Here is a 6,345-nt window from a genome sequence, read left to right as displayed (position 1 = left end):
CTTCGGACCCGCCGGCTCGCCGCCGCCCTCGCCGGGGCGCGGGGCCGTCACGCGCACGCGGGGCGACGGACCTGCCGGGGCGGTCGGGCCCGTCGCGTCGGGCGGCTCGATCGGCTCGCTCATGTCGCTGCCTCGGCTTCGGCTCAGTCGTCGCTGCGACGGATGGTGGCGGCCTCGAGCCGGTCGCGGAGCGCGGGGAGCAGACGCCGGCTCACCGGCAGCTGCACCTGGCCGATCGTCACGTTCGGCTGGTCGGCGCTCAGGCGCAGCCGCGTCACGTAGCCGAGCTGCACGAGGTACGAGCGGTGCACGCGCACGAAGCCGTCGCCCGCCCACTGCCGCTCGAGATCGCTGATCGGCACTCGCACGAGGTAACTGGCCTCCTCGGTGTGCAGACGCGTGTAGTCGCCCTGCGCCTGCGCGTACCGCACCTCGTCGCGCCGGATCATCCGCGTCGTGCCGCCGAGGGAGACGGCGATGGACTCCGGCCGCACGGGTCCCGCCGACGCGATCGCGCCGTCGGCCTCGCGGGCGCGGGACGCGCGCAGCGCCTCGATCACGCGGTTCATCGCCCGCTCCAGGCGCTCGGTGCGCACGGGCTTCAGGAGGTAGTCGACGGCCTCGAGGTCGAACGCCTCGAGCGCGCCGTCCTCGTCGGCCGTCACGAACACGAGGGCGGGCGGATGCTCGAACCGGCCGATCGCGCGAGCCAGGTCGAACCCGCTGAGCCCCGGCATGTGCACGTCGAGGAACGCCGCGTCGACCCGCTCGCCCGCGAGCAGGCGGATCGCCTCGGCGCCCGAGCCGGCCCGGTGGATGACGCCGACGCGCGGATCCTGGCCGAGCAGGAACGCGAGCTCGGCGACGGCGGGCGGCTCGTCGTCGGCGATGAGCACGGAGACGGTCATGGGGCTTCCTCCGAACGGTCGGCGGCGAGGCGGACGGGGATCGCGGGGGTGGATCCTGTCGCGGGGGCGGTGCTGCGCAGCGGCTGCGACTTCGGCACGCGCATCCGCACGAGGGTGCCGGCGCCGAGGGCGGTCTCGATGACGAGGCCGTGCTCGTCGCCGTAGACCTGGCGCAGCCGGGCATCCACATTGCGGACGCCGACGTGCTCGCCCGGAGTGCCGCCCGCGAGGATGCCGGCGAGGCGCTCCGGGTCGATGCCGACGCCGTCGTCCTCGACGGAGATCTCGGCGAAGCCCGCCTGGTCCTCGGCCGTGATGGTGATGCGCCCGCCGCCCTCCTTGCGCTCGAGGCCGTGCCGCACGGCGTTCTCGACGAGGGGCTGGATGCTCAGGAAGGGCACGATCGCCGGGAGCACCTCGGGCGCGATCTGCAGCGTGACCTGCAGCCGGTCGCCGAAGCGGGCGCGCTCGAGGCGCAGGTACGAGTCGATCGAGCGGAGCTCCTCGGCGACGGTCGTGAAATCGCCGTGGCGGCGGAAGGAGTAGCGCGTGAAATCGGCGAACTCGAGCACGAGCTCGCGCGCCCGCACGGGGTCGGTGTGGATGAACGACGCGATCGCGTTGAGGGAGTTGTAGATGAAGTGGGGGCTGATCTGCGAGCGCAGGGCCCGCACCTCGGCCTCGGCGAGCGCCGCGCGGCTCGCGTCGAGCTCGCCGAGCTCGAGCTGCGACGCCACCCAGTCGGCGACCTCGCCGGTCGCCCGCACGAGGCCGGCGCGGGCGCGGTCGGAGAACGCGACGAGGGCGCCCACGCGCCGCCCGTCCTGCACGATCGGCGCGACCACGGCATCCGTCTCGCCCGAGCGCGTCGCGACCCGGTGGTGCACGCGCACCTTCGTCGCGCCGCCCTTGTCGGGGCGGGCGAGCCGTTCGGCGAGCTCCGCGAGGGCGGCGTCGCCGTCGACGGCCAGCACGCCCGTCGCGTCGACGAGGGCGAGCGAGTCGGCGCCGAGCAGCGCCCGCAAGTGGCGGGCGGCGCGCGCCGAGTCGCCGACGCCGAATCCGCCGCGCAGGTGCGCGGCCGCGCGCGACGCGAGGTGGAGCGTCTCGTAGGTGGCCTGCTCGACGTCGGTGCCGAGTTCGGCGGAGTTGCGGACGATGCGCCGCAGCACGAGGACGAGGCCGACCGCGAGCACGCCGGCGACGACGCCGACGGCAGCGGCGAGCAGCATCGACTCGGGCATGACCGAAACCCTAACCGCTCGGCCCGCCGCCCGGCAGCGGCGAGCGGCGCTCGGGGGAACCGCTCGCCGCAGCCCGACCGCCGTTCGTCGCAGACGAGCGGCAGGCCCTGTTCGCCGGAGCGCGGGGGCGGCAGCATGTGCGGGATCGAACCACCGGCGGGCGAGGATGCCCGTCGGCACCCCCTCTCCGAAGGAGCCACCATGGGCAACGAAGCCCCGAGCGCGGAGGCGACGACCGACGTCGACTTCCCCGCGGTGCAGCAGTCGGCCGAGTTCCAGCAGCTGCGGCGCAAGCACCGATCGTTCGTGTTCCCCGTCCTCGGCGCGTGCCTCGTCTGGTACCTCGCCTACGTCCTGCTCGCCAGCTACGCCCACGACTTCATGTCGATCAAGGTCGCCGGCAGCTTCAACGTCGCCATGCTCCTCGGCCTCCTCCAGGTGGTCACGACGTTCGCCGTGACCATGTGGTACGTCGCCTACGCGAACAAGGAGCTCGACCCGATCGCCTCCGACATCCGCACCAAGATCGAGCGCGGGGAGGAGGTCAAGTGAGCGCGACCCTGCTCCACGCCGCGGCCGCCTCGTCGGCGCCCGGCAACCCGTGGCTGAACATCGGCATCTTCGGCGCGTTCGTCGCCGTCACCCTCGTCATCGTGTTCCGGGCCAGCCGGAACAACAAGACGGCCTCCGACTACTACGCCGCCGGCCGCTCGTTCACGGGCGGGCAGAACGGCTCCGCGATCGCGGGCGACTACCTCTCGGCGGCGTCGTTCCTCGGCATCGTCGGGGCCATCGCCATGACGGGCTACGACGGGTTCCTCTACTCGATCGGCTTCCTCGTGGCCTGGCTCGTCGCGCTGCTGCTGGTCGCCGAGCTGCTCCGCAACACGGGCAAGTTCACGATGGCGGACGTGCTCTCGTTCCGCCTGCAGCAGGTGCCCGTGCGCATCGCCGCGGCGATCACGACCCTCGTCGTCTGCTTCTTCTACCTGCTCGCGCAGATGGCGGGCGCGGGCGGTCTCGTGTCCCTGCTGCTCGGCATCAGCGACACGCTCGGCCAGTCGCTCGTCATCACCGTCGTCGGCGCGCTCATGATCCTCTACGTGCTCATCGGCGGCATGAAGGGCACCACCTGGGTGCAGATCATCAAGGCCGTGCTGCTCATCGCCGGTGCCGGCGTCATGACGGTCTGGGTGCTCGCGGTCAACGGCTTCGACTTCTCGCGCCTGCTCGACTCGGCCGTCGCCGCGTCCGGCGGCAATGCCGCGATCCTCGAGCCGGGCCTGAAGTACGGCGTCAGCGACATCTCGAAGATCGACTTCATCTCGCTCGGCCTCGCGCTCGTGCTCGGCACCGCGGCCCTGCCGCACGTGCTCATGCGCTTCTACACGGTGCCGACCGCGAATGAGGCCCGTAAGTCGGTCGTCTGGGCGATCTGGCTCATCGGCATCTTCTACGTGTTCACCCTCGTGCTCGGCTACGGCGCCGCGGCGCTCGTCGGTCCCGAGGCCATCGCGGCCGCTCCGGGCGGTCCGAACTCGGCGGCTCCGCTGCTCGCGTTCGCGCTCGGCGGCCCGTTCCTGCTCGGCCTCATCTCGGCGATCGCGTTCGCGACGATCCTCGCGGTCGTCGCCGGCCTCACGATCACCGCGGCCGCCTCGTTCGCGCACGACATCTACGCGTCGGTCGTGAAGAAGGGCAAGCCGGACGCCGGCGCCGAGGTCAAGGTCGCCCGTCGCACGGTCGTCGTCATCGGCATCATCGCGATCCTCGGCGGCATCGGCGCCAACGGCCAGAACGTCGCGTTCCTCGTGGCGCTCGCGTTCGCCGTCGCGGCCTCGGCCAACCTGCCGACGATCATCTACTCGCTCTTCTGGAAGCGCTTCAACACCCAGGGCGCGCTGTGGAGCATGTACGGCGGTCTGATCTCGGCGATCGTGCTCATCGCGCTCTCGCCGGTGGTCTCGGGTTCGGAGACGTCGATGCTGAAGTCGGAGTCGATCGATTTCGCCATCTTCCCGCTCTCGAACCCGGGCATCGTCTCGATCCCGCTCGCGTTCCTCCTCGGCTGGATCGTCACGCTCGTCTCGAACAAGCGCGAGGACGCCCGCAAGCAGTCGGAGATGGAGGTGCGCTCCCTCACCGGCATCGGTGCGGAGCCGCCCTCGGCCCACTGATCCTCGGGCGACCCGAACGGCGGGGGTCGGATGCCTCGGGCATCCGGCCCCCGTTCGCGCGCGGTCGCCGGGTCGCGGCGGGCGAGCCCCGGGTCGGGGCCGGAGGCGGCGCCGGGCCGCGTCAGACGCTCGCGCGCCGCGGGATGCGCCGATCGGCGAGCACGAGCGCGAGCACGAGCGCGCCGAGTCCGGCGATGAGGAGCGCGACGGTGTGCAGGCCGGCGTCCGACGCCGCGGACGTGAAGACGAACCCGAGCGCGGCCGAGGAGGCGATGGCGCCGAGGTTCGTGGACGTGCGGAGCAGTCCCGCGGCGACGCCGATGCCGGCGGCATCCGTCTGGGCGTACATCGCGGCCTGGTTCGCGACGCCGGTGAGGCCGGTGACGAGGCCGAAGAGCAGGCTCAGCGCGACGAGCGCCCAGAGCGGCGTGGTGCCGTCCACGGCGAGCAGCACGAGGCCGCCCGCGAGCACGACGAGCGCGCTCGCGACGAGCGGCCCCCGCACGAGCGCCTTGCGCGAGACCAGCGCCGAGCCGATCGCACCGACCGCGGTCATCGGCAGCAGTACGAGCCCGGCGGCGCTCGCGGCGAGGCCGCGGCCCTGCTCGAGCCACTGCACGTAGCCGTACAGCACGAGGTACATCGCGGTCTGCGTCAGGAACTGGCGGGTGTACGTGCGCACGAGCGGGCCGTTGCGGGCGAGCATCCGCACGTCGAGGAAGGGGTCGGGACTGCGCCGTTCCCAGACGACGAGCGCGGCCGCGCAGACGATCGACAGTCCCAGCAACCACCACGTCGGATTCCGCACGTCCTGGAGGAACACGATGAGCGCGACGATCGTGCCGGCGAAGAGCGCGATGCCGGCCGGGTCGAGGGCGCGTGCGAGGGCGCCCGGCTCGCGAAGGCCCGCCGGGATCGGCTCGTCGCGCGGCACCCAGGCGAGCGCGAGCAGGATGCCGATGACGCCGAGCGGGAGGTTGACGGCGAAGACCGCGCGCCAGCCCCAGAGCCCGACGAGCACGCCGCCGAGCGGGAGGCCGAGCGCCGCGGTGACCTGGGCGGCGATCGACATCGCGCCGAGCACCGGCCCCGGGACGCCGGTGCCGAGGCGATCGGCCCGGCGTCGGATGAGCATCATGGCGGTCGGGTTGCCGACCGCGGTGCCGAGCCCGATGAGCACGCGGGACACGATGAGCCAGCCGAACGCGGGCGCGAGCGCGCCGATGACGCCGGCGACCGTGACGACGCCGAGGCCTGCGAGGAACACCCGGCGCGGGCCGAAGGCCACGGCGAGCTTGCCCGCGGCCGGCTGGGCGACGGCGCTCGTGACGTAGACGGCCGCGACGAGCGTCGCCGTGCGGCCGGGGGGCACGTCGAACGCGGTCGCGATCGCGACGAGCGACGTCGCCAGGATCGACGAGTTGATGGGGTTGAGCGCCGCACCCCACACGAGCGGGGCGACGAAGCGCGCGGGGAAGGCCCGACCGCCCGGTTCCGGCGCGCTCGCGTCGGAACCGGGGGCGATGGGGCGGGTCACTCGACGGCGGCGGCCTGGGACCCGGTCGTCGGGGCGATCGCGTCGAGCAGCGCGAGCAGCTCGTCGGTCGTGGTGGTCTCGCCGATCTCGGGGAAGACGGTGGCGACGGCGGCGTCGTGCGCGGCGAGCGTGCCGTCGGTCATGGCGTCGACGGGGAGGGCGACGTGGTAGCCGTGCTCGTGGGCGGCGCGGGCGGTCGACTCGACGCCCTTGCTCGTCGCGATGCCGACGACGACGACCTGCGTGACGCCCTCGGCCCGCAGGCGCTCATCGAGGTCGGTGCCGTGGAAGGCGCCCCACGTGCGCTTGACGACGGGGATGCCCGGACCCGCGAGCTCGGCGCGGAGGTCGGCGAAGCCCTCGGGGAGCGACGTCGGGGCGGCGGTGCCGGCGGCCGCGAGCGCGGCGGCCTGGGCGAGGGAGCGCTCGGTTCGGCCGGGGGCGCGGCCGACGGCGGTCACGAGCACGACGGGCAGGGC

Annotated in this window: 6 protein-coding genes; 2 read left to right on the top strand and 4 right to left on the bottom strand. The window is 73.3% G+C overall.

Annotated elements, in window-relative coordinates; genetic code table 11:
- Positions 1–143 precede the first annotated feature (143 nt).
- The gene (locus GB864_RS17605) at positions 144–908 is read right to left on the bottom strand and encodes a LytR/AlgR family response regulator transcription factor (RefSeq protein WP_160426992.1); all 765 of its coding nucleotides are present in this window, start codon (positions 906–908) and stop codon (positions 144–146) included.
- Positions 905–2,152 (bottom strand): sensor histidine kinase, encoded by a 1,248-nt coding sequence (locus tag GB864_RS17600; RefSeq protein WP_160426991.1) that lies wholly within the window; start codon positions 2,150–2,152, stop codon positions 905–907. The genes GB864_RS17605 and GB864_RS17600 overlap by 4 nt, the downstream gene beginning before the upstream one ends.
- Before the next feature lie 201 nt (positions 2,153–2,353).
- Between GB864_RS17600 and GB864_RS17595 the strand changes: the two genes are divergently transcribed.
- Together GB864_RS17595 and GB864_RS17590 are read left to right on the top strand one after the other, a co-directional pair.
- Positions 2,354–2,704 (top strand): DUF485 domain-containing protein, encoded by a 351-nt coding sequence (locus tag GB864_RS17595; protein WP_160426990.1) that lies wholly within the window; start codon positions 2,354–2,356, stop codon positions 2,702–2,704.
- Complete coding sequence (locus tag GB864_RS17590; RefSeq protein WP_336604072.1) at positions 2,701–4,329, top strand: solute symporter family protein; 1,629 nt, start codon at positions 2,701–2,703, stop codon at positions 4,327–4,329. Before GB864_RS17595 ends, GB864_RS17590 begins: the two co-directional genes overlap by 4 nt.
- A 121-nt stretch (positions 4,330–4,450) precedes the next feature.
- On the opposite strand, the gene GB864_RS17585 is transcribed toward GB864_RS17590, so the two are convergent.
- A complete protein-coding gene (locus tag GB864_RS17585; protein ID WP_202107356.1) occupies positions 4,451–5,866 on the bottom strand; it encodes an MFS transporter in 1,416 nt (471 codons plus the stop codon).
- Positions 5,863–6,345: isochorismatase family protein (locus GB864_RS17580; protein ID WP_160426989.1), on the bottom strand; the 483-nt coding region annotated here is incomplete at its 5' end. The genes GB864_RS17580 and GB864_RS17585, both read right to left, overlap by 4 nt.

The sequence above is a fragment of the Agromyces seonyuensis genome (assembly GCF_009789225.1).
GTDB lineage: Bacteria > Actinomycetota > Actinomycetes > Actinomycetales > Microbacteriaceae > Agromyces > Agromyces seonyuensis.
Note: the sequence above shows the minus strand (reverse complement) of the source record. Positions and strands in the feature narration are given on the sequence as shown.

What these genes read in the sequence shown, in the direction of transcription:
- GB864_RS17595 (WP_160426990.1), top strand. Translation starts at nt 2,354, where the DNA reads ATGGGCAACGAAGCCCCGAGCGCGGAGGCGACGACCGACGTCGACTTC.
- GB864_RS17605 (WP_160426992.1), bottom strand. Translation starts at nt 908, where the DNA reads ATGACCGTCTCCGTGCTCATCGCCGACGACGAGCCGCCCGCCGTCGCC.
- GB864_RS17600 (WP_160426991.1), bottom strand. Translation starts at nt 2,152, where the DNA reads ATGCCCGAGTCGATGCTGCTCGCCGCTGCCGTCGGCGTCGTCGCCGGC.